The sequence below is a fragment of the Pseudoalteromonas sp. P1-11 genome (assembly GCF_001399995.1).
In the GTDB taxonomy this organism is placed as follows: domain Bacteria; phylum Pseudomonadota; class Gammaproteobacteria; order Enterobacterales; family Alteromonadaceae; genus Pseudoalteromonas; species Pseudoalteromonas atlantica.
The window spans coordinates 275,021-294,502 of the sequence record NZ_LJSP01000004.1 but is presented as its reverse complement, the minus strand read 5'-3'; the positions used below and the strand labels follow the sequence as shown (position 1 = coordinate 294,502).

The 19,482-nt window shown below is 39.2% G+C and carries 23 protein-coding genes; 4 read left to right on the top strand and 19 right to left on the bottom strand.

The features are described from left to right. Positions 1-266 precede the first annotated feature (266 nt). Complete coding sequence (locus AN390_RS09520; RefSeq protein ID WP_054981927.1) at positions 267-1,991, top strand: acetolactate synthase 3 large subunit; 1,725 nt, start codon at positions 267-269, stop codon at positions 1,989-1,991. Next, on the top strand, positions 1,991-2,488 hold the full coding sequence (gene ilvN, locus AN390_RS09515) for an acetolactate synthase small subunit (RefSeq protein WP_004586403.1): 498 nt from the start codon (positions 1,991-1,993) through the stop codon (positions 2,486-2,488). Before AN390_RS09520 ends, ilvN begins: the two co-directional genes overlap by 1 nt. A 207-nt stretch (positions 2,489-2,695) precedes the next feature. Here the strand turns inward: ilvN and AN390_RS09510 are convergent, their stop codons facing one another. From AN390_RS09510 to AN390_RS09435, 16 genes are all read right to left on the bottom strand, one after another. Beyond that, positions 2,696-2,971 (bottom strand): HU family DNA-binding protein, encoded by a 276-nt coding sequence (locus tag AN390_RS09510; protein ID WP_004586404.1) that lies wholly within the window; start codon positions 2,969-2,971, stop codon positions 2,696-2,698. A 206-nt stretch (positions 2,972-3,177) separates the two neighbouring features. Then, positions 3,178-3,717 (bottom strand): DUF3833 domain-containing protein, encoded by a 540-nt coding sequence (locus AN390_RS09505; RefSeq protein ID WP_055254124.1) that lies wholly within the window; start codon positions 3,715-3,717, stop codon positions 3,178-3,180. A 1-nt stretch (position 3,718) separates the two neighbouring features. Then, entirely contained in the window at positions 3,719-4,192 is a 474-nt protein-coding gene (locus AN390_RS09500) for a chalcone isomerase family protein (protein WP_055254401.1), read from the bottom strand. Positions 4,193-4,242: 50 nt separating this feature from the next. Then, complete coding sequence (locus AN390_RS09495; RefSeq protein WP_055254122.1) at positions 4,243-4,755, bottom strand: DUF2878 domain-containing protein; 513 nt, start codon at positions 4,753-4,755, stop codon at positions 4,243-4,245. Then, complete coding sequence (locus AN390_RS09490) at positions 4,730-5,992, bottom strand: cyclopropane-fatty-acyl-phospholipid synthase family protein (protein ID WP_004586408.1); 1,263 nt, start codon at positions 5,990-5,992, stop codon at positions 4,730-4,732. Before AN390_RS09490 ends, AN390_RS09495 begins: the two co-directional genes overlap by 26 nt. Positions 5,993-6,045: 53 nt before the next feature. Beyond that, positions 6,046-6,783 carry a DUF1365 domain-containing protein gene (locus AN390_RS09485; protein ID WP_055254120.1) on the bottom strand — a complete coding sequence of 246 codons (738 nt, stop codon included), beginning with the start codon at positions 6,781-6,783 and terminating at the stop codon, positions 6,046-6,048. Next, a complete protein-coding gene (locus AN390_RS09480) occupies positions 6,776-8,032 on the bottom strand; it encodes an NAD(P)/FAD-dependent oxidoreductase (RefSeq protein WP_054981922.1) in 1,257 nt (418 codons plus the stop codon). The genes AN390_RS09485 and AN390_RS09480 overlap by 8 nt, the downstream gene beginning before the upstream one ends. Beyond that, the gene (locus AN390_RS09475) at positions 8,029-8,739 is read right to left on the bottom strand and encodes an SDR family NAD(P)-dependent oxidoreductase (RefSeq protein ID WP_055254118.1); all 711 of its coding nucleotides are present in this window, start codon (positions 8,737-8,739) and stop codon (positions 8,029-8,031) included. The genes AN390_RS09480 and AN390_RS09475 overlap by 4 nt, the downstream gene beginning before the upstream one ends. Before the next feature lie 2 nt (positions 8,740-8,741). Next, positions 8,742-9,170, bottom strand: a complete 429-nt coding sequence (locus tag AN390_RS09470; RefSeq protein ID WP_024031753.1) for a nuclear transport factor 2 family protein — start codon at positions 9,168-9,170, stop codon at positions 8,742-8,744. A 1-nt stretch (position 9,171) separates the two neighbouring features. Continuing rightward, positions 9,172-10,563 carry a deoxyribodipyrimidine photo-lyase gene (phrB, locus tag AN390_RS09465; RefSeq protein WP_055254116.1) on the bottom strand — a complete coding sequence of 464 codons (1,392 nt, stop codon included), beginning with the start codon at positions 10,561-10,563 and terminating at the stop codon, positions 9,172-9,174. Next, positions 10,563-11,516 (bottom strand): DUF523 and DUF1722 domain-containing protein, encoded by a 954-nt coding sequence (locus tag AN390_RS09460; protein WP_055254114.1) that lies wholly within the window; start codon positions 11,514-11,516, stop codon positions 10,563-10,565. Before AN390_RS09460 ends, phrB begins: the two co-directional genes overlap by 1 nt. An 8-nt stretch (positions 11,517-11,524) precedes the next feature. Then, the gene (locus AN390_RS09455) at positions 11,525-12,205 is read right to left on the bottom strand and encodes a ChrR family anti-sigma-E factor (RefSeq protein WP_055254112.1); all 681 of its coding nucleotides are present in this window, start codon (positions 12,203-12,205) and stop codon (positions 11,525-11,527) included. Next, a complete protein-coding gene (locus AN390_RS09450) occupies positions 12,198-12,821 on the bottom strand; it encodes a sigma-70 family RNA polymerase sigma factor (protein WP_055254110.1) in 624 nt (207 codons plus the stop codon). Before AN390_RS09450 ends, AN390_RS09455 begins: the two co-directional genes overlap by 8 nt. Before the next feature lie 69 nt (positions 12,822-12,890). Then, positions 12,891-13,472, bottom strand: a complete 582-nt coding sequence (locus tag AN390_RS09445) for an LON peptidase substrate-binding domain-containing protein (protein ID WP_004586417.1) — start codon at positions 13,470-13,472, stop codon at positions 12,891-12,893. Positions 13,473-13,695: 223 nt separating this feature from the next. Then, positions 13,696-13,974: a hypothetical protein gene (locus AN390_RS09440; protein ID WP_055254108.1), complete on the bottom strand. Its 279-nt coding sequence runs from the start codon at positions 13,972-13,974 to the stop codon at positions 13,696-13,698. A 225-nt stretch (positions 13,975-14,199) separates the two neighbouring features. Beyond that, positions 14,200-14,559, bottom strand: coding sequence for a hypothetical protein (locus AN390_RS09435; RefSeq protein ID WP_024031760.1), 360 nt, complete (start codon positions 14,557-14,559; stop codon positions 14,200-14,202). Positions 14,560-14,726: 167 nt separating this feature from the next. On the opposite strand from AN390_RS09435, the gene AN390_RS09430 reads away from it, so the two are divergent. Next, the gene (locus AN390_RS09430; RefSeq protein ID WP_055254106.1) at positions 14,727-15,356 is read left to right on the top strand and encodes a hemolysin III family protein; all 630 of its coding nucleotides are present in this window, start codon (positions 14,727-14,729) and stop codon (positions 15,354-15,356) included. Positions 15,357-15,962: 606 nt separating this feature from the next. Continuing rightward, the gene (locus tag AN390_RS09425; protein WP_055254399.1) at positions 15,963-16,862 is read left to right on the top strand and encodes an SDR family oxidoreductase; all 900 of its coding nucleotides are present in this window, start codon (positions 15,963-15,965) and stop codon (positions 16,860-16,862) included. Positions 16,863-17,134: 272 nt separating this feature from the next. Here the strand turns inward: AN390_RS09425 and AN390_RS09420 are convergent, their stop codons facing one another. The 3 genes from AN390_RS09420 to AN390_RS09410 form a co-directional block, all read right to left on the bottom strand. Then, positions 17,135-17,686: a hypothetical protein gene (locus tag AN390_RS09420; protein ID WP_055254104.1), complete on the bottom strand. Its 552-nt coding sequence runs from the start codon at positions 17,684-17,686 to the stop codon at positions 17,135-17,137. A gap of 557 nt (positions 17,687-18,243) precedes the next feature. Beyond that, complete coding sequence (locus AN390_RS09415; protein ID WP_055254103.1) at positions 18,244-18,555, bottom strand: MGMT family protein; 312 nt, start codon at positions 18,553-18,555, stop codon at positions 18,244-18,246. Continuing rightward, positions 18,545-19,441, bottom strand: coding sequence for a LysR family transcriptional regulator (locus AN390_RS09410; RefSeq protein WP_055254101.1), 897 nt, complete (start codon positions 19,439-19,441; stop codon positions 18,545-18,547). The genes AN390_RS09415 and AN390_RS09410 overlap by 11 nt, the downstream gene beginning before the upstream one ends. Positions 19,442-19,482 lie beyond the last annotated feature (41 nt).

Genomic DNA, 19,482 nt, shown 5'->3' with positions numbered 1-19,482 from the left:
ATTTTAATCCAAAACAGCCCTTTCAAGGTTGACATAAGCACGTAAAACCCTTAAAAATAACCCCATATAGAATTTTTAATCTAAAGCAGCATTTTGCTTTTTATAAAGTGACAATTATGAAAAAACAACTTCACCTTTTAATCTTACTCGTAGTGGTCTTAGTGATAAGCCCAGCGGGGATGTATTAAAAAGTGAAATTGCTTTTTAAAAACCCTCGCACTACGCGGGGGTTTTTTTATGCATAAACAGCGCACAGAGGAATGAGGATGAGCAAACAAGAATATAATGGTTCTGAACTAGTTGTTCAGGCATTAAAAGAGTTGAAGGTTAAGTATATATTTGGCTACCCAGGTGGGTCGGTTTTAGATTTATACGATGCACTTTTTCAACAAGAAGATATTGAACATATTTTAGTACGTCACGAACAAGCCGCAACCCATATGGCTGACGGTTATGCCCGAGCTACTGGCGAAGTTGGTGTTGTACTTGCTACCTCAGGCCCTGGCGCAACTAACTGTATTACAGGTATTGCTACCGCTTATATGGACTCAATTCCGATGGTGGTATTATCGGGGCAAGTACCTACTAGCTTAATTGGTGACGATGCATTCCAAGAAACTGACATTGTTGGCTGTTCTCGCCCGGTTGTAAAACATAGTTTTAACTGCAGAAGCGCTGAAGAAATTCCGGCTATTTTGGCAAAAGCGTTTTATATTGCAAGTACTGGCCGCCCAGGACCCGTTGTTGTTGAGCTACCAAAAGATATGCTTAACCCTGCTATTAAGTTTGAGTACAACTTCCCTAAAACAACAGAGCTTAGAACCTACAGCCCAAATACAAAGGGCCACTCTAAACAAATTCGCAAAGCGGTTACCGCAATTTTAGAAGCAAAAAAACTGGTTATATACTCAGGCGGCGGTATTATTTTATCTAACACCTCTGAGCAATTAACCCGCTTAGTTGAATCGCTAAATGCACCTATCACTAATACATTAATGGGCTTAGGCGGTATTTCGGGTATTCACCCAAATTACGTGGGTATGCTGGGTATGCACGGTACGCTTGAAGCCAATAAAGCCATGGCAAATGCCGATGTAATTTTAGCATTGGGAGCACGTTTTGATGATCGTGTAACCAATAATGTTAAAAAGTTTTGCCCTAATGCAACCATCGTTCACGTAGATGTAGACCCAACCTCTATTTCTAAAACGATTAAAGCACACATTCCGGTTGTGGGCTGTTTAGCCACTGTGATGGAGCAACTGCAAGCCGGCATAGATAAAAGTAGTATTCAAATTGATCGCAGTGCACAAGAGGATTGGTGGCGACAAATTATTAGCTGGCGCGAGCAAAAGTGCTTAAGCTACAACACCGATGGCGATAAAATAAAGCCTCAAGCTGTTATAGAAGCAGTGTATAAAGCCACTAATGGTGACGCATATGTAAGCTCTGATGTAGGTCAGCACCAAATGTTTGCAGCGCAATATTATCCATTTAAAAACCCTCGCCAATGGATCAATTCAGGGGGCTTAGGCACCATGGGCTTTGGCTTACCAGCAGCGATGGGGGTTAAGCTTGCCTTTCCTGATAAAGAGTCAGTGTGTGTAACCGGCGATGGCTCAATCCAAATGAATATTCAAGAGCTATCAACATGCTTACAGTACAACTTGGCTGTAAAAGTGGTTTCGCTAAATAACCGCTCATTAGGCATGGTACGCCAATGGCAAGATATGATTTACGGCGGTCGCCATTCATCTTCATATATGGACTCATTACCTGACTTTGTAAAACTTGTTGAAAGCTATGGCCATGTAGGCATAAAGGTAGATACTTTAGATGAGCTACAACCTGCTATAGATAAAGCCATGAGCATTAACGACCGTTTAGTATTTTTAGATATTAACGTTGATGAAAAAGAACATGTATATCCAATGCAAATTAAACTAGGTGGCATTGATGAGATGTGGTTACGTAAAGGAGTAAAAGCATAATGCGTCGTATATTATCTATTTTATTAGAAAACGAACCGGGAGCCTTATCTCGCATTGTTGGGCTTTTTTCACAGCGCGCCTACAACATCGATAGCTTAACAGTGGGCACCACTGATGATGAGTCACTGTCACGTATCACAATTACCACTATGGGTGATGATAGAATCGTTGAGCAAATTACTAAACAAGTTAATAAATTAGTTGATGTACTTAAAATTATTGATTTGACCGAAATGAGTCACATCGAACGTGAATTATTACTTGTTAAAGTATTTGCCCAAGACGAAACCACACGTGCAGCGGTTACACGCGTTGTAGATGTGTTCCAAGGTGCTATTTTAGATATGGGACGCCAAAGCTACAGCTTACAACTGGTAAGCAGCACAGACAAAATAGAATCGTTTTTAGACACCCTACGCCATGAAACCGACATTATTGAAGTGGTGCGCTCTGGTGCTGTAGGGATCGGCCGTGGTGACAAAGCGTTAAAAGCGTAATTAATTAAAGCTTAAGCGTTTAATATTAAATCCCTGCTAAGCAATTAGCAGGGATTTTTTATGTTAAGCCTTGCCTTACAACGCTCTGCATTAATACCTAATTAGGCATGTGGGAATAAGCTTAACTTAGGTAAGCTCGCTACTTTAATACAGGCAAAAAAAAAAGAGCTTAATAGCTCTTTTTTAAAAAATTCTGTAAAGCGCCAATTAAGGGTTTACTTGGTCTTTAAGACCTTTACCTGCTTTAAAGCTTGGGATAGTTGCCGCTGCGATTTGGATCTCAGCACCCGTTTGTGGGTTACGGCCAGTACGTGCTGCACGTTCTTTAACTGAGAAAGTACCAAAACCTACTAATGCAACTGAATTACCTTCTTTTAAAGAAGAAGTTACAGCGCCAGTAAACGCGTCAAGTGCACGTGTAGCAGCAGCTTTAGAGATTTCTGCATCAGTAGCGATTTTTTCAACTAATTGAGCTTTATTCATTGTTAGATTCCTATTCGTTATTATTTTGCCTTCGCAAAACCTATCTTTATGCATTTTTAAGGAGTTAGCAACAGCAAATTGCATTTTTTGCTTAAATACTTCGAAAATGCGTAAAATTTTAATAATTCTCGGTAAAATACAGCGTGTTGGGTTAACTAAAACTTAATTTAAGTACACAAAAGGCACACTTTAAATAACACACTGCTCTATATTTTTTCGATAACTAAGGTCACTTCCCCAACCTCGACACCAAACTTAACAATAGACGTTCGGTTTATCAAGCGCGATTGTGTAACCAGGTACATCCAATCATCAAAATTCACCTCAAGCGTACTGCCGTCATAGGGTAAGGCCACATTGTAGTTCCAATGAAACACACTGCCTGCGCTTTTACCAGTTGCAATGCCAAGCACATCATCAGCACGTCCCACTAAGCTATTATCGTCATTAAGGGTGACATACCAAATACGCTTTTGTGTTTCACCATCGTCATACACAAAGTCTTCCTCTATAACGCCCTCGTTCCCTTTCCAGCGCGCATTCATAGTGACAACAAGTTTACGTGTGAGTTCGCCTTTATAATCTTGCACAACGCCGTATGCTTTCAAATCGCCACTAAAAAACGCTTTAAAATCAAATTCTGGGTTGCTGCTATTGTAGTGCTCTACTTTTGGCGCGGAGCAGCTCACTAAAAATAATGCGGCCATTAAAATACATAGCTGTTTAAATTTATTTATATTGCGCATGTTAAATCCCTAATAATTGTTTTCTAAGTGCTGGCTCTGAGGTGTTTGGGCTTAGCCAAATAGCTAAAAACTGATTGGCAAATTGCGAGTCACTAATTTCACCTAACTTTTTATCATTATGGTAAAAAGTAGCCTGACCGCTTGGTGATGTTTGTAAGCTTAACGACTCGCCTTTTTTAATGTCTGGCCAAAGAGCGAGCAATTTATCAGCATACTTAGCAGATAAGTCACTTTTACCTAAATGCTGCCATTGCTCTTTAGTGGCTTTAACAATGTCTTTTGCTGCAAAGTCTCGCAAATAGGTGAGCGTAAATTTAACTGGGTGCGCCCCCTGTTTGTAACTCCCTGAGCGGGTATATAACGTTGCATCGTAAACATCCCAAAATAAATATTCCATGCGCGCCTCGCCCACTTTTTTAAAGTCAGTTTGCTCTTCGCTAAAGCTCAATGGGGTAAAAAAAGTAGCCATAATCATTGTGGCCGTTATTGCACATATTTTTGCGGTGATATTCATACAAGCTCCTGTTATTGCTTGCTAAAATTTATAATCGCTTTAATTTTTTGGTTAATAATAAGAATTAATGTAAAGGCAGCAGCCCACAGTGCGCCGTACAGAAGCCAAAACATCCACACAGGTGAATAAATACTAAGCACGCCAAATTGAGCGCCTGAATAATAACTAATTGGCGCCAAGGCTAAGCACACTAAATAGGCTTGCCAAAGTTTTAGATTAGTAATAAACGCCATTGATGTGTTTAAGCAAAGCAATAATGCTGCCCATAGCAAGGCTAACCAAAGCGGAAAAGGGGATACTTTAAATTCCAAAAGGTTTAGCTGCACAGCAAGGTATTCACATAACAGCGCAATTGGTAAAGCTTTGACTAAAAGCAACGCGTCGAGCTTATGCTGCTTTGATAAAACAAACATAAGCACAACAATACCAGAGGTGTATAAAACAGATTGAGCTTCTAAAAACAGTGATAAAAACCACACTGTTTGAAAAAGCACAAAATTAATAATTAAGGGCAATTTCGTCATTTTGACTAGTAAAACGTGGTTTACGCGCCGTTAAATGAACGGTACTTGTTGCTCGCGTTCTAAAAGCGCCTTCGCAATAAGCAAAATAAAATAACCATAATCTGTAAAAACGCTCATCAAACTTGTCACTGTCTAGGGTGTGCCAGTTATCAATAAAGCGTGTGCGCCAATCGGCTAGTGTTCTAGCATAATGCGCGCCTATGTCGCTTACAGTATGAATAACCATATCGGTATTGTTCTTAATTTGCTCGCTCATCTCATTAATTGAAGGCAAACAACCACCGGGGAAAATATACTGCTGAATAAAGTCAGAGTTTTTTAAATAATGTTGATAACGTTGATCGCCAATAGTGATCGCTTGGATAAGCATTGCACCGTCTTCTTTAAGCAAGCTATTACATTGCTTAAAAAAGCTTGGTAGGTATTCATGCCCTACTGCTTCTATCATCTCTATTGATACAAGCTTGTCGTATTGCCCTTCTAATAAACGATAATCAAGCTTGAGCAAAGTTATATTATTTTCAAGTCCTAACTGTTTAACCTTGTTTTCAACATAGGCATATTGCTCATCAGAAATCGTTGTTGTGGTGACATGGCAGTTGTAATGTGTGGCCGCGTAAATCGCAAACGCCCCCCAGCCTGTGCCAATTTCAATAACTGAATCGCCTTCGTTTATCTCTACCTGCTCACAAATTTGTTTCAGCTTGTTTTGTTGAGCGTCCTCAAGAGAGGCGTCTTTTGATGGATAAACAGCGCAAGAGTAAAGCATTTCCTCGCTTAAAAATGACTCGTATAAATCGTTACCTAAATCATAATGTGCAACGATATTCTTTTTCGACCCAGATTCTGAGTTGCTGTTTTTAAGATGGTTAAAACGGTGGGCTAAGCCACTAAAAAACGAGAATTTTTTTTCAAAAGCATCTAATTGTTTTTGGTTTATGGCAAAAATTTCGATGAGTTTGGTCAAGTTATCGCACGACCATTGCCCAAGAATGTAAGACTCACCTGCACCCACACTGCCAGATAGTGCAAATGCTTTATACATGGCAGTGTCGTTAACGGTAATCGTGGTTTTTAAGTCTGAATGTTGTTGACCAAATACTGTTGAGCGACTGTTCTCAACTAACACTATTTGGCCTGTTTCAATACTTGCAAAGGCTTTGGTGACTAGCTTTTTATATAAGTTTGTAAACCAACCAGTTTGCTCTTGGCAGTTTATACTCGAGACTTTTTCCATCTTAAACCCTTTATAATTGTATCGCTACCCGCAACTAAGCCTGTTTAACTATACTAAAGTTTTCCTGAATGACCTAAAAAAGGAACCCTTTTAATAAACAACTTAAGTGCTTGCACATAAATACCTTTGAAAATAGATAAAGTCATCGCAGGAAATTTTTTTAATAATTTATTAACTTCTTGCTTCGTTAACTGACTTCGCTTTAATCGTAAAGACGCGTCGAATAACAACTCATCCCCACGTTTATTTTCTATATGAATTAATGTGTTATCGGCTGTATGTTGTACTTGCCAATGGTAGTCCATATCTAAATTCATAAAGGGTGATACGGAGAAAGCCTTCTTAAAGTTCACTTTTTTTTGTAAGGGCACCAAATAATAATGGCGCTCATTCCACGGCGTATTGCTTACCTCAGCCACCATATATTTAAAGTTATCGGTGCTATTACCGTAAAAGTAAAAATTTACAGGGCTGAAATAAATGCCCATACACCTAAGTTGGCCAAGCATATAAATATGCGAAAACGTCTCTTTAACACCTAGCCTTTCTATTTGGCACTGTGCACGTTCGATAATACTTAATGGCTCTGAGTTTGGCAGTGTGTTTAAATAATCGGATTGATTAAAACGCAGTGCTTTAAACCCAAAAGTACCTAGCATAGGGTGAATGTTATTAAGTAATAACGGATTTTTTAAATCTACCCACATCATATAAAGTGGGTATTTAAACTGATGGTTTTTTACCGCAAAGCGCCTGTGCCTTACATCGCCTAAGTATACAGCGCTATTCAAATTCAACACCTAATTGCTTAGCCACATCTACTCCACTGCGAACACCATCTTCATGGAAACCGTTATACCAATAAGCACCACAAAAATAGCTATTATTTTGGCCATCAACAGTGTGCTTGAGTTTTTGTGCGGCAATGGATGATTCGTTAAAAACAGGGTGATGATAAGTGAACTCACGTAATATATTTGCTTTGTTAATCCCTTCTAAGTGATTAAGGGTTACACAAAATTGTGTATCTGAGTCTATACCTTGCAGTATATTCATTTGGTATGTAACAACCGCTGCTTTGTCGGTGTTTTCGTTTAGTAAGTAATTCCAGCTAGCCCAGGCGGCTTTTCTATCTGGCAGTAAACTAGTATCTGTATGCAATACTACCGAGTTTTCGGTATAAGGAATTGCACCTAATACAGCGTGTTCTTGCTCAGTAGCATCACCAAGTAATGCAAGGGCTTGATCTGAGTGACACGCAAATACCACTTTATCAAATTCTGCTTGTTCGCCATTTTCAAGGGTAATAATTACTTTATTATCTACACGTGTAACCGTCTCAATGTCGGTATTTAGTTTTATCCGCTCTGCAAAACCTTTAATAAGCGGCTTAATGTATTGCTTAGACCCACCAGGGATTACATACCACTGCGGCCTGTTTGTAACATCAAGTAAGCCATGGTTGTAAAAAAAGTTTACAAAAAACTCAACCCCTACATTTTGCATCTCTTTGATGCTGGTTGACCAAATAGCCGCCCCCATAGGTAAAATGTAATGGTATTTAAAAAAGTCATTAAAGCCGTGCGTATCTAATAACTGACCCAGCGTTTGATCTTTAGGGTAGTTTTGCTCGCTGTGCATTGCTTTACATAATTTATTAAACTTAACTATATCGCTTAACAAGCGCCAAAACTTAGGCCTAAATATATTTCTTTTTTGAGCGAATAAGCTGGCAAAGGTGTGTCCGTTGTACTCAAAACCACTTGCTTGATTATGAACACTAAAGCTCATTTGTGTTTCTTGTCTGTCTACGCCAATGCGCGCGAGTAGTTTTTCAAAGTACGGGTAAGTGCGGTCATTAAATACGATAAAGCCCGTGTCTATTGCGCGTTTAACCCCAGCATCAGATATCTCTACTGTCGCGGTATGACCACCAATGTAATCGTTTTTTTCAAATACAGTAATATCGTAATGCTTATGCAGTAAATGAGCACAGGTTAAACCCGATACGCCAGAACCTATTATTGCTATTTTTTTCAACGGGCTAATCCTTTTGCTAAACGTAACCAAAGTGGTAACGGTAAAATACGTAATGCTTTTAAAATAAGCGTAAACCGATAAGGAAAATGAACTTCTTTACGGCGTTTATTGATCCCCTTAATCATATAATCGGCGGCCTCTGTTGCAGTGACGGCCATAGGCATTGGGAAATCGTTTTTATCAGTAAGGGGGGTTTTAACAAAACCAGGGTGCACCAACGTAACATCAACATCGTTTAAGTCGATTGCTAAGCTTTTCGCTAAATAGCTTACTCCGGCTTTAGATGCGCCATACGCCTCAGAGCGTGGCAGAGGTAAATACGTAACGCTTGAGCTAACAAGTACAAGTTGTCCGCCCGCACTAATTTTTGGTAATAGTGCCTCTAGGCAGTAGCCCATGGCCAGCAGGTTTACTGAAATAACTCGCTCAAACAAAGCGCTGTCAAAGTTACGGGCATCATCTACATACTCACAGTTACCAGCGTTAAGAATAACCTTATCAAAAGCACTAAACCCCAGGGTTGCTTGCTTTATGTCTTTGAGGTCTGTGGCATCAAACTGACACGTTTTAATATTGGTGTGTTTTTCAAGCTCAGCTAACTTTTCAAGGTTTCTACCGCAAGCAATCACGGTATTGCCTTGCTTTGCGTACTTTATTGCAAGCTGCTCGCCAATACCTGAGGTTGCACCTGTAATTAAAATATTCATCGCTACCCTGCTCGTTTATCTATGTAATTTATAACGCCACCTAAAATAGGAATATGCTTGTATAGCATTTCACCGACATTAAAATAGTCGCGGTGGTTAATAATTTTACCTTCTTTAAAAACCAGCTTACTGTGCCCTTCTACCGATATAGTTTTGCCAGAAGCCAGTTTTGGGTGGGCGTAATGCATAGTCCAATACAAAAATGCTTTGTCATCACGCTCGTAGGTGTCGCTAATATCAAACTGACAATGCTTAACATTACTATATAGATTAGAAAAATATCGGGTAAGCTCGCTTAGCCCGTGTATTTCGTGCATTGGGTCTTTAAATTTAATTTGCTCGCTGTAAATATCATTAAGCAAATGCAGGTTTGATTTATCGAGTTGTTGATATATTTCTACAAATTTTGCTACCGGTAATGCTGTTTCCATATCACCCCTTAAATGCAGCTATTGCACGCTCGCGAGCTGCTTTATGATCTACGATTGACGGCCAGTAACATTGCTTATCAGCCCCTATTGACGCTAAATAAGCATGAGGAAAATGAATATGTTTATCTGGCACTTTTTCAAGCTCTGGTAAATATTTACGTATAAATTTACCATTAGGATCAAAGCGCTCACTTTGAGTGATAGGATTAAATACGCGAAAATAAGGCTGCGCGTCACAGCCAGTGCTTGCAGCCCACTGCCAACCGCCATTATTAGAGGCTAAATCGCCATCAATAAGGTGCTGCATAAAAAACTGCTCGCCTTCACGCCAATCAATTAATAAATGTTTGGTCAAAAAGCTGGCGACCACCATTCTTAAACGGTTATGCATCCAGCCGGTTTGAACTAACTGTCTCATCGCTGCATCAACGAGTGGGTAACCTGTTTTTCCCTCGCACCAGGCTTTAAACTCAGCCTCGTTTTTACGCCATTTAACGCCATTGTACTTTTCGTTAAAGTTATAACCACGAGAAAGCTTAGGAAATTGCGCAATTAAATGACGATAAAATTCGCGCCAAATAAGCTCGTTTACCCAAGTAAACGTTTTACTTTTAGATGTTGTTAAAATATCTGGGTAGCGGTTTTGAATATTAACCAGTAACTGCTTAGGGCTTATAATACCCAGAGCTAGATAAGGGCTTAAACCCGATGTGCCTTTAATGCTGGGTATATCACGCTGATCGTCGTAGCTACTTAATTTGTCGCAAATAAAATTATCAACAATGGTTGCTAAGCTTTCATCATCAACTGGCCATTTTTCTGAGCTGCCATCACTTTTAATTGCCTGTGCGTTGTTATTTATCGGCTGTTTTTTTAAAGGCCACGGTAATAAGCTAAAGTGAGTATCTTGGTGTTGTTTAAGCCACTGTTTTTTAAATGGCGTAAACACTTTGTACATTTCGTTACTTTGGTTTTTAACACTGCCTACAGGCGCTATTACATCTCCCTCATAGAGGGTAAACGTAATATTTTTATCATCACACTTTGCAAGTATTTGCGCATCACGATTTACTTCATTTAACTCATACTCTTTATTGGCAATTACATGTTTTACCTTATGTTTATCACAAAATGATAAAAGCGCACTTTCACAATCGTCAAAGTAAGGAGCATCAATAATATGCAGCTCTATTGCGTACTGTGCTAGCTGCTCGCGTATATAATTGAGGCGTCTTTTTAGTAAATCTATTTGAATGGGAGCGGCGTTGTGTTGTTGCCATTGCTTTTCGCAGATAAAAAAAATGGCCTGTTTAGCGCCATTATTTAGCGCTTCAATAAGCGCTTCGTTAGAAAAAAGGCGCAAATCGCGCCTAAACCAAAAAAGTGTATTCATTATATGCCGTAACGTAATTTTAGTTCATTAGGGTAAGGATTAAAAAACACCTGCTTTTCTAGGTATTCATTAGGGTGTACTTTCAGATGATGTTTTAACAAAGTAAGCGGTACGTACAAAGGCACTAAACCTTGACGGTATTCATCGATGGCATCGCGTAGCTCTTGCTTTTCAACCTTAGATAAGTCTTTTTTAAAGTAGCCCTGCAAGTGCATTAACGTGTTGCAATTATTCCTGCGTGATGCAGGCTTTTTAAGGCCGTTCATTAACCCAAGAATGTACTCATCTGCTAAAGCGTTAATATCATCACCATTATAAGTACCAAGTAAATTACCTAAGTCGCGGTAAGCTTGATAATTATGAGCCATTAATAAGTACTTATATTGCGAATGAAACTGGGTAAGCTTATGCACTGTTAGCGGCTCAGATGCTAGTAACTGCCACTGTTTGTAGGCGTACACGCGCATTACAAAATTTTCGCGTAAGTGCATGTCGTTTAAGCGGCCGTTTTCTTCACATGGCAATAATGGATTGTGCTTCATTATTTGCTCAGCAAAAAAACCAACGCCTTCAGAGGTATTGCCGGTGCCCGCTTCGTTATAAATTTTAATTCTTTCCATACCGCAGCTTGGGCTTTTCGCACAAAAAACAAAACCACTTAGGTTTTTAGCTTGCTCTGTGGCTACTTTTTTACCGTATTCAGTTAACTTAGGCCCAACATCGCCAGTGCCATCTGGGCGACACACTTTTATTGTATCGCCCACACGTACTTGGCGTATGGTTGGCCGAGGAATAGGTAACCCTACGGCTACCTCTGGGCAAAAACGCGTGTACTCTACATGTTTTCCAAGCTCATCCATACAAAAGTTAGACTTTTTATGGCCTGTATCAAAACGTACTTTTTCGCCTGCTAAGCAGGCGCTAATACCTATTTTTATTGTGTCTGTTTGCATAAATTCTCTTAATAAATCAAGTTACCTATAGGATTAAGTAACTTACTGAGCCCTTTATTAAAATGTAGCGCACTACTGACTACTGTAAAGCATAAACAACCATCTTTTGTGAGTGGAGTGTGCTGATGAGAGCCATCTTGCCAAATAAAGTCTCCTGGCACGTAACTACCCTCTTCATCACTAAACTCACCATCAAGTAGCAATGTTACTTCAAAACCAGTATGAGTATGCTCGGGGATTTCGCCCCCTGCGCCAATATGTAAAAGGCTTGAGCGCAATGGGCCATCATCAATAGCAACGCGAGAGCGAGCAAGCTTACCCACTTGCGTAAAACGCCCATGCGAAATACGTGTTAAGGCGCGTGGTAATTCGTAGTTATGCTCATTAACTTGTACGGTTACCGGCTCAACTTCGTAAACTTCATCAATGCTAGCATCGGCGGTTATCAAATCTAGCAGGTCAGCGTCAAAATCTGGCGCTTGTAAATCATTACTTAAATTTAATGTATCAGGGGCGTATGACGCATCGCTAAATACATCCTTTGCATTAGCGGCTTCAAGTTTTGCCACTTTTGTTTGGCAAACTGGGCACATATCAACGTGTATAGATACCGCAACGCTTAACGATGCAGGTAACTGCGCTGAACAATATTGTGCTAGTAAAGATTCACTAGGGTGATGTTTAATCATGCTGATCTCCCATTTCATTACGTAATTTTTGCAAGGCTAAACGCAATCGTGATTTTACCGTGCCTACAGGAATATTTAATTGTTGAGCAAGTTGCTCTTGCGACATATCTTGGAAATAAACGCCTCGGACGACCTCTCGCTGTGCGGTTGGTAGTTTGTCTAGGTAACGTTTAATTTGTTTATCTTCCAAGTGGTCGCTAAATTCAAGTGTTGTATCTTGAGATTCGTTAATAAGTGGCCAAATATCTTCGCTTATATTTTCTTCTTTATTACTTTTCATTTTACGAAGCATATCAAATGAGGCATTACGCATTACGGTATATACCCAGGTCGTCGCAGCCCCTTTATCGCTGTGATACAAATGCGCTTTACGCCACACTGAGGTTAATGTTTCTTGTACAAGCTCCATTGCTTGTGCCTCAGAGCCAAATTGCTTAATTCCAAAGCGTTTGATTTTTGGCGAAAAGTATTCAAATAAGTAAGCAAACGCTCTTTTGTCTCGCGAAGTAGCTACATCAAGCAGAGCTTGCATAAGATCTGCACTTGGCGTTTCTGGCATGGCAGTATATTTACCTGTATTAGGTTCACAACGTGGTGAGGGTTGTTGACTTACCATAATAATTAATCCCGTGTATGCTTTTGTACATATCTATACGCCAAGCAATTAAACGCAGATCACATTATTTTAGGCAAATTCATTGTTGATCACAGTATGGAGGAAGTTTAGTAAGTTAGCAAAGTTACTTTCGAACGCAAGTTGCTGTTTTTTATCGATAGATATAGGTAATAGTTCAAGCCAGCGGGCAGCTACCCAGGCTAAATTATCAAACTTGGTTTGCCTATATAAACTAGAAAGCTCTTTATTGTTTAAAAATATGTCCTGTAAAGAATCAGACAAGCGTTGATTATCAGCCGAAATTTCACTGTGTGAGTCATTGTACCAATACGGCGTATTGCAATCGCTTAATAAGCCATGGCGCAATTCACTTTCATCTTGGTATACGTCATTTATTTGCACGCTTTTAGCAGCGTACACATCAATGAGTAGCATATTGCTAGGGTCTTGATCAAAGTCGATAATATCGACCAAACAGCCCTGAGCGCTAATATTAAATGGCGTGTCGTGCTGATAGGTGCACAGTACAAAACCGACATTATTTTGTAGTGCGGTTTTTACCATGTTTAAATACCTAGGCTCAAATATACGCAAACGCGTATAGCCTTCTGGTAAGACAAATATTGGTAATGGGAAAATCGCACGTTTCATAAAGTCTACTTCTTTAAATTACACTGCCTTTATTTACGTGCGCTTTTACTAAGTCGATCAGCTTACTCAAATCGAATTATTTAGCTATTAATTAAAAGTTGATCCAACTTCCCATACTTTTTATTACTTGAACCATATAGTAAACACTAATCATGCTTACAACAGGCGCCAACATAAGTGCAAATAATCCTAATTCGTTACTCATCGTCTTATCCTTTTACACTTATTTAGCTTTAACTTGCGTAGTTACCGGCATTGAAGACTGCGTGGTAACGTCAGCTTGTTCTTGCGCTTGATTTACAAATTGCTCAAGTACTGCCTGGGCATCAAAACTAAGGCTCTGCGAAATTGATTGTTCAAGTTCTGCCGTTGCTTGATTAATATAGCTTGTTACGTTTTGCGTTATAATATCAGTTACATCTAGGTCCACTTCACTCGCATGTACTTGCGAAGAACCTAATACTAATAAACTTGCCATAGCGATTTTAATTGAATGTTTCATAATGGTATTCCTTGTTGTGTATATTGTTTAGACGCAATAACATAATCAAGGGTTGTGCCAACAGAAAAATAAAAATTAAATGATTGATATTTAAAGACTATATCAAAATCCATATAGCAACGCAGCATTCAGGCTTGGTTAATTTAACTAACCTTTTTAATTTTTTGACTAACTATTAGTAAATATTTTTAGTTCACTATTTGCAGTTTAAAACAACGACTACCATTACTTTTTATTTTGTGTATCGGGTTTAACTTTTTTACCTAACCGATAAGCATCAACCATACTTAGTAACCAAATGACCACCATTAAAGGAAGATATTTATATTCCCCAAGCTGAGCACATTCACCTGATGGATTACGGGCGGCTTGTAAAATGCCTGAAGCCGTCATCGGAATTTTACCTGCTAAAATTTCATTTGCGCTACATTGCGCTATAGCCAAAATATCACCTAATGTCATAAACAAAAGTAGCGTAAATACACCTGCAAAAATACAGCCTATTAAATGCTTTTTAAGCGAAAAATGCCCTGCCCCAGGATACACAATGGCAGTAAGTAAAACGGCTTTGAGCTCTTTTTTCATGATAAACGTGCCTTAATTAATTGAGACTATACGACCACACTATACCCGATTAATTCCCTTTAAAATCAATAAAAGTACGGTGACTAATTTACAGTAACAATGCTGACATTGAAACATTGAGCGTACACCTGTACACTCAAGTTTAATTAATAAGTGGTAGGACTAGTATGACTATAGGTGCACCCTATTCTCGCAAAGAAGAAAAACTCAATGTATTAAGCCATGCACTGGGAATATTTTTTGCTGTGTTTGTAATGTGGGATTTATTTAAACAAGCCACCAGCGTAAAAGCTTATATTAGCACCGCTGTATATGGGGCTAGTTTATTTGTATTGTTTTTATCATCCACACTTTATCACGCCAGTGTACAGCCCAAATTACGCGCTTTTTATAAAAAATGCGATCACTGCGCTATTTACGTATTAATAGCGGGTACGTACACCCCATTTTTGTTGCTATCTCTTAATGGACTGTGGTCTTGGGGCACACTGAGCTTTATTTGGGCAGTCGCGCTTGGTGGCGTTGCTTATAAAGTGCTGGTTAAAAATGGTAATAAAAAAGTCTCGCTGGCTACCTACTTACTTATGGGCTGGTTTGCCCTTGCGATTGTATACCCACTTTATTTAAATATTGATGTAAAAGCACTGTACTGGTTACTGGCCGGTGGCATTTTTTATAGCTTAGGTACATTATTTTATAGCGCTAAAAGCACTCAATTTAGCCACGCAATTTGGCACCTCTTTGTAATAGCTGGGTGTGTGTGCCACTACATTTCAATTACTAATTACGTGTATTAATACATGTAATTAGTAATTTACTGCCACGCACATAAACCGCAATAATTTGGCTACCCTTCTATATAAAAGCGCGATAAAAGCGCGTTGTAGCTTAAGCGATATCACCGCCTTAATTTAAGACGCTGTTATTTACGGCTTTGACTATAAGCCTATCACTGTCCTTACTCGCCTAATTAACTAGCTCGATAAACAGCGTGTAACATTTTCGGTACTCTTATCCATTTTTTACCCATTTTATTCACTTACTCTTTTCCTAGTTTAAAAATAAATGCATTAAAATAAGTGAGATAGCTTCATATTTTGAATGTAACGCTATGGCATATCTATTGCTCCTTCAATATAAATGGTCAGTAAAACCTTGGCCAAGCAAATACGTTAAAGGAGATACAAAGTGGGCGCATTACAAGCTGACTCTATAAGTGAGGCAAGTGCTAGATTAGTAAGTTGCTACTTATACTCAATATTTTACAACCACACTCACTTTTACGTCTATTCCCGCCAAGCAAAGAGATAGGTAACACGCATTGCTGCGTTATCTACCATTAGGCTCTTTGCGATTACATGCAGTTAATCCAACTTAAACTTTACATTAAAGGAGACGTTGATATGCCAACTAACCAATTTACGATGCAAGACCCTAGAAGCCAATATCAAATGGGACGGACCGAAAAAGACAGTGATCAACCAGACCCAGGCCTAGATGAAATTTTAAAACCTAAAGCAGATCACGGCGAAGATACCTATGTAGGTAGCGACAGATTAAAGGGTCGCAAGGCGTTGATCACCGGGGGCGACTCGGGCATTGGCAGAGCGGTTGCCATTGCATTTGCCAGAGAAGGTGCCGATGTGGTTATCAATTACTTAGCCAGCGAAGAAGCCGATGCGAAAGAAACACTCGATATATTAAAAGCCAGCGGTAGCAAAGCTTGGGGAATTGCAGGCGATATCTCCGATGAGAGTTTTTGTAACGACCTTGTGGCGCAAAGCGTTGAAAACTTAGGCTCAATCGATATATTAGTGAATAATGCGGGTAAACAACAGTTTGTTGCCGAGTTAGACGATTTATCTACCGAGCAATTTTGCCAAACATATGCAACAAATGTATTTGCTATGTTTTGGATAACAAAGGCGGCGGTAAAACATATGCCACCGGGCGCTAGTATTATTAATACAACCTCTATCCAATGCTATCAACCCTCAGCTGGGCTTCTTGATTACGCATCTACTAAGGGCGCAATTACAAGCTTTACTAAAAGCTTAGCTAAAATGGTGATTGATAAAGGCATTCGGGTTAATGGGGTTGCTCCTGGGCCAATTTGGACCCCGCTTCAACAAAGTGGCGGCCAGCCGGCTAAAAAATTGCCTGAATTTGGTGATAACGTGCCAATAGGTAGACCAGGCCAACCTGCTGAACTAGCACCCACCTATGTATACTTAGCATCGCAAGAGTCAAGTTACATTACCGCGGAAATAATGGGTGTTACAGGTGGGCAGCATCTACCTTAATCATGCTGGTTCACTTATATTAGTTAATCTCAGCTTATTGATTTTATAAAATAATAGCGGCGTATATACGCCGCTATTATTACCTAGCCTTTTTTCAATTATACCTAAATAAGCCCCACTAAGTATTGGTGAGGCTCTGGTTAACAATACCTTAGACAGCACCTGAGCTTGCCACTAAAACCTGTGCTCACGCAGCACCATTTAGCACAGTGTGAGCAAGAGCGTGCCTATTTAGACACGCATAAATTAACTGCTTAAATAACTTAAGCAGATTAAGTGTTATCTTTTTTAGCACGTATACCGCGAATGAACTCTTCTAAATAAGGCGTAAACTCTAGCGCAAGTGCTATAAATAGCACCGTTGCCAAGTAAGTTATTGGTAAAGGAGAGGCTTTTAATTGCAGCGTAAAGTCAGGAGGAAAGCCGCCTGGAGTAAATAAAGCGGTAAATTGCTCCCAATGGCGCGCAATAATTAATACCAAAGCTAACAGGGGTATCATTTCTAAAAAACTGTGTATATGTTGCTCTACCGGCCCTACCCTTCGCTTACTTACCGCATAACTTACATCCCACATTGCTGTAAGCTCATGCAGAAAAAACAACACAATACAAAGGGCAATAATCAAACTATTAACTTCAAAAATTAAAACGAGGATTAACGGAATGCCCACTTCGGCAAACATTAATAAATGAATAAGTGACTCTTTAGCACCGCTGGTTGTAGAAATATTACTACGTCGATGACAAAACCAATCAGCAATACCAGCAGCAAGCCACACAGGGATCGCAAAGTACATTAAAATCAATAAAGTTGGGTCAGTCATAGTTTGTTAGTCCTTAATATTTGGTTTTAATAACCCTCATGCTTAAAACTAAACATTTACACTTCATCAGCTTCTTCATTCATCACTAGCGATGTGAAAAACCATATTTTTCCAATAATTTATCAGTCACTTTTAAGATGGCTTGAGGATTACTTACGTTTTTACGCTTTTACTCTTTTACCTTTTTGCAAATGAGATACCATTTTAAACGCGCCCTTGAGCCAACATTTGGTATGCTCAATATCTATTTACAACAAATAAGTAGTTCAAGTGTTATGCCAAATCTCGACGCTTAATTGATTTAATGCCATTTTAGCTATAGGTAGGTGTGGAGGTGTTTTTACTTTGCCGTATATATTTTTATTGTGTAAAAAATAGAAAATATATCGCTTTTCATTGTAAGTTTTTCATTCACAAAGCTAGATAAGGAAGTTGTGGTAAAGGTAAAACTACAAGCTGAAAAACCCTATTTGTTGTAGATTTACGCTAGCTAAAAAAAGTAAGCCGCACACTTGTAATAAAGCAGCCTTTAAAGCTCTTTTACGATAATACCTTCACTACTGCCATCTATACTCGCGCATATTTACTTTGTCGTTTTTAAAGCTAACCCCTTCTAATAATAGCTTTTGGCGCTGCTCTTGGTATTTATCACTGCCTGCAGGAAATGATATTTTACCTTGGCTGTTTACTACTCTGTGCCACGGTATAACAGAATCATCTGGCATTTGCTTTAAAAGGCGCCCTACTAAGCGTGAATTTTGCGGATAACCGGCAAGCGTTGCTACTTGCCCGTAGCTTGCAACAAAACCTGCAGGTATATTTGCAATAATGGTGTAGATGAGGGTTTCTTTATCAATATTATCGGCCATTAACGTACGCCTCACTGAGTACTTTAAATTGCTCCCAAATAGAGCGCGCAACAGGACCATGGTGTATTGCATCACGCCTAAATGCACGTACTTCTATACCAAACTCATCTTCTCTGTCGTTTATCTGTATTTGCTGCAACAGCCCTGCTTCTATTTCAGGGGCGCAATAGTCTATGTTCATCATTGCCCAGCCGGCACCAGCAAGCAAAAACGACTTTAAATTGGTTACATCGTCAATCTTCATTAAGGCAGAGCCTTTTGAGTAAGAAAGCTTGTCACTGTCTATGCTTAAGTCACTTTCAAACATGGCCAAACACGGGTAATTTTGTAGCTCATTAAAGGTCATGTACTTAGGAAACGCTTTAGTAGATGCAATAATTCCAATGTTTAATTTACCAATTGGTAGGCTTTCTAAGTGCCCTGTTGCATGAAATAAGTCAAACCAGGGGCCGATGCCTAACTCCACTTGCCCACTATTTACTTGCTCTAAAGAGACAAAGCGTTTGCCACTGGTTAAATTAAACTCTGTACGCTTAAATAGTCTAAAAGTATTACTTATGATCTCGTTATAACTGTCTTTTTGACAAATTTGCTCGTAGCAAATTCGATATTGTGGCTCGTTACCCAGTGCAAGCTCTTTAGCAAGCTGTGCTAGCTCATCATTTGCATGCAATAATTGTTGTGCTTCGCGATGAAAAACACGCCCTTTTTCAGTTAACTGTAATCGGTACTTACTTCTATCGAGTAGTTCAAAGCCAATTTTTGCCTCTAAGTTTTTAATTGCTAAGGTAAGCGCAGGTTGAGTTTTATGTAATTTAAGCGCCGCGCCACTTAAACTTGCACTTTGTACAATGGCATCTAAAATTTGTAATTGATTCAGCTTCATACTGCGCTCAACATGATCATAAATAAAACTTATTATGTTTC